This window comes from Bradyrhizobium sp. NAS80.1 (assembly GCF_001908205.1).
Taxonomy (GTDB): Bacteria; Pseudomonadota; Alphaproteobacteria; order Rhizobiales; family Xanthobacteraceae; genus Bradyrhizobium.
Window position 1 is genome coordinate 1 of sequence record NZ_LGHL01000399.1, and the last position, 2746, is coordinate 2746.

The window sequence follows — 2746 nt, forward strand, 5'->3', positions numbered from 1 at the left end:
CTGGCAAACACCTCGGACCGAATGGCGAGGGCCACAAGGGCGACATGCCCGTGCTGACCGTCGATGCTAGCGGCAAGGCCACGAAGGCCGTGGTAGTGCCGCACCTCACTGTGGCCGACGTTACGGGGCGCTCGATTATGATCCACGCGGGCGGCGATAATTACTCCGACCAGCCAGTGCCCTTGGGCGGTGGCGGCGCGCGCATCGCTTGCGGCGTTGCCAAGTAGAGCTGCCAATAACGAGTGAAATCGGCCCTTTTGTTCGCGCCGGTGCCGGAGCCGACCATCAAAACCGGTGTCGAGGCTATGACACTTGCCGTGCTGAGTGTGTTCGACCAGCACGCGCGGGGAAAATAAACCGTCTGCGACGCCTGATCTCGTCACCGCGTCAGGCCGACGAGGTGCTCGAAGAGGACGCAACTGCTGCGATGCAGGAGTCCGGTGTTGGCCCGACGCAGACCTTTGCAACGTCAGCTCTTTATGTCGGCTATTTGTGGTAAACCGGAAGTGGCCGGGCCACCGTCAAAACGACGCTCATGACGCAAGGCGAACCTCAGACCTGACCACTAATTTAACGTAGCTGGTCGGTTCGAGGCTGACGTTTCGTGATCCCAATGGTCCCGCCCGGCTCGGCCACCATCCATAGGAGACTTGAATGCCAAGTTGCTTGCTCGTAAGGGCTGTGGCCGTGGCCGCCTTGGCATCCTCCATCTCAATTACATCGGCGCAAGCCCCCGAAACTCGACTATGAATTTTACAAGCGCCGAGTCCAACCGATCTTTCTGATCAAACGGCCGGACCATGCCCGTTGCTATGTCTGTCACGTGGAAAGCAACGTATCTCTTCGGCGAAGGCCGCCTTGTGTAGTTTGAGAGGCGGCCCGAGGATTTGACCTTAAGTCTAGCTTTAAGGTCACGTGGCGAATGCAGGTCAATGTGTTGGGCGCCGAGCGTCGGCGGCGATGGAGTTACGACGAGAAGGTTCGCCTTGTCGAGGAGACGTTGCAGGCTGGCGAGACGGTCTGCGGCGTCGCGCGCCGGCACGGGGTGGCTCACAGCCTGCTGTTCACTTGGCGTCGACAGGCGCGCCAGGGTCGACTGGGCGGAGATTCCGTGCCAGCTCTCGTTCGCGTCGAGATCACACCGGTGGCGGCTCCGATCTCGAGCGACGCGCCACAACCGGCGTGTTCACCGCCTGCGCAGCGTGCAAGGGCCGGAATCATCGAGATCGAGCTTGGCGGTGGCTGTCGTGTGCGCGTTGACCGGGACGTCGACAGCGAGGCGCTGCAGCGGGTTCTTAAGCTCCTGCGACGACGATGATCCCGATCCCGAGCGGCGTCAGGGTTTGGATCGCCACTGGCCACACCGACATGCGTCGCGGCATGCAAAGCCTGGCTCTCACGGTTCAGGAGAGCTTGAAGCGCGATCCCCATGCCGGCGATCTCTACATCTTCCGGGGCCGTCGCGGTGACCTCGTCAAGATTCTTTGGCACGATGGGCTGGGCATGTCGCTCTACGCTAAGCGCCTTGACCGTGGGAAGTTCATCTGGCCCGCGGCGTCGGCCGGCGCGGTAGCGATCTCAGCGGCGCAGATGGCCTATATGCTCGAGGGCATTGACTGGCGGAATCCGCAACTGAGTTGGCGACCGCAAAGCGCGGGCTGAGCGAAGAAATCTGCGGTTGCCGCCATTTTGGGGAGTCACATCGCGTCCAATCTGTGATTCACTGCGTCGCATGGATGCCGACCGCGACGCTGTTCCGGATGACGTTGCCGCCCTGAAGAAGGCGCTGGCAGTCGAGCGCGCGAGGGGTTTGGAGATCGCCGCCGAACTCGCGGTCGCCCGCGCGAGAGCGTCGGAAGACGAGGCGCTGATCGCACAGCAGAAGCTGCAGATCGCCAAGCTGAAGCATCAGATCTACGGCCAACGGTCAGAGCGTTCGGCGCGGCTGATCGAGCAGTTGGCGCTGACGTTCGAAGAGCTGGAAGCCGACGCCACCGAGGACGAGCTGGCGGCGGAACGGGCTGTGGCGAAGACGACGACGGTGCGGGGATTTACCCGCAAGCGCGCCGAGCGCCAGACCTTCCCCGAGCACCTTCCCCGGGAGCGGGTGGTGATCGATGGACCTACGGCTTGTGAATGCTGCGGCAGCAATCGCCTGCGCAAGCTCGGCGAGGACGTGACGCGGACGCTGGAAGTAGTGCCGCGCCAGTGGAAGGTGATCGAGACGGTCCGGGAGAAGTTCTCCTGCCGCGACTGCGAGAAGATCAGCCAGGCGCCGGCGCCATTCCATGCCATCGCCCGGGGATGGGCTGGCCCGAGCCTCCTGGCCATGATCATGTTCGAGAAGTTCGGCCAGCATCAGCCTTTGAACCGCCAGGCCGAGCGCTACGCTCTGGAAGGCGTGCCGATCGCACTGTCGACCATGGCGGATGCCGTTGGGGCGGTCTGTACGGCGCTTCAGCCGCTGCTGAGCCTGGTGGAAGCCCATGTCATGGCAGCCGAGCGCCTTCATGCTGACGATACGACGGTGCCGGTTCTGGCCAAGGGCAAGACCGACACGGGACGGTGCTGGATCTACGTTCGGGACGACCGGCCGTTTGGGGGCGCGGGCCCACCAGCAGCGATGTTCTACTACTCACGCGACCGCAAGGGCGAGCATCCTCAGGCGCATCTGGCCCGGTATGCCGGCATCCTGCAGGCCGACGCCTATGATGGGTACAACCAGCTCTATCTGGCGGGGCGCCAG

At 63.4% G+C, this 2746-nt stretch carries 4 protein-coding genes; all 4 read left to right on the forward strand.

The window, feature by feature from the left end:
- The coding region (locus AC629_RS43810; protein WP_210419236.1) for a superoxide dismutase family protein at positions 1-227 on the forward strand (227 nt) is incomplete at its 5' end.
- A 695-nt stretch (positions 228-922) separates the two neighbouring features.
- Positions 923-1318 carry an IS66-like element accessory protein TnpA gene (gene tnpA, locus AC629_RS50875; protein WP_084810776.1) on the forward strand — a complete coding sequence of 132 codons (396 nt, stop codon included), beginning with the start codon at positions 923-925 and terminating at the stop codon, positions 1316-1318.
- Entirely contained in the window at positions 1315-1662 is a 348-nt protein-coding gene (gene tnpB / locus AC629_RS43820; RefSeq protein ID WP_084810777.1) for an IS66 family insertion sequence element accessory protein TnpB, read from the forward strand. Before tnpA ends, tnpB begins: the two co-directional genes overlap by 4 nt.
- Positions 1663-1732: 70 nt before the next feature.
- Positions 1733-2746 (forward strand): IS66 family transposase (tnpC, locus tag AC629_RS43825; RefSeq protein ID WP_143199939.1); only part of this gene is annotated, 1014 nt, incomplete at its 3' end.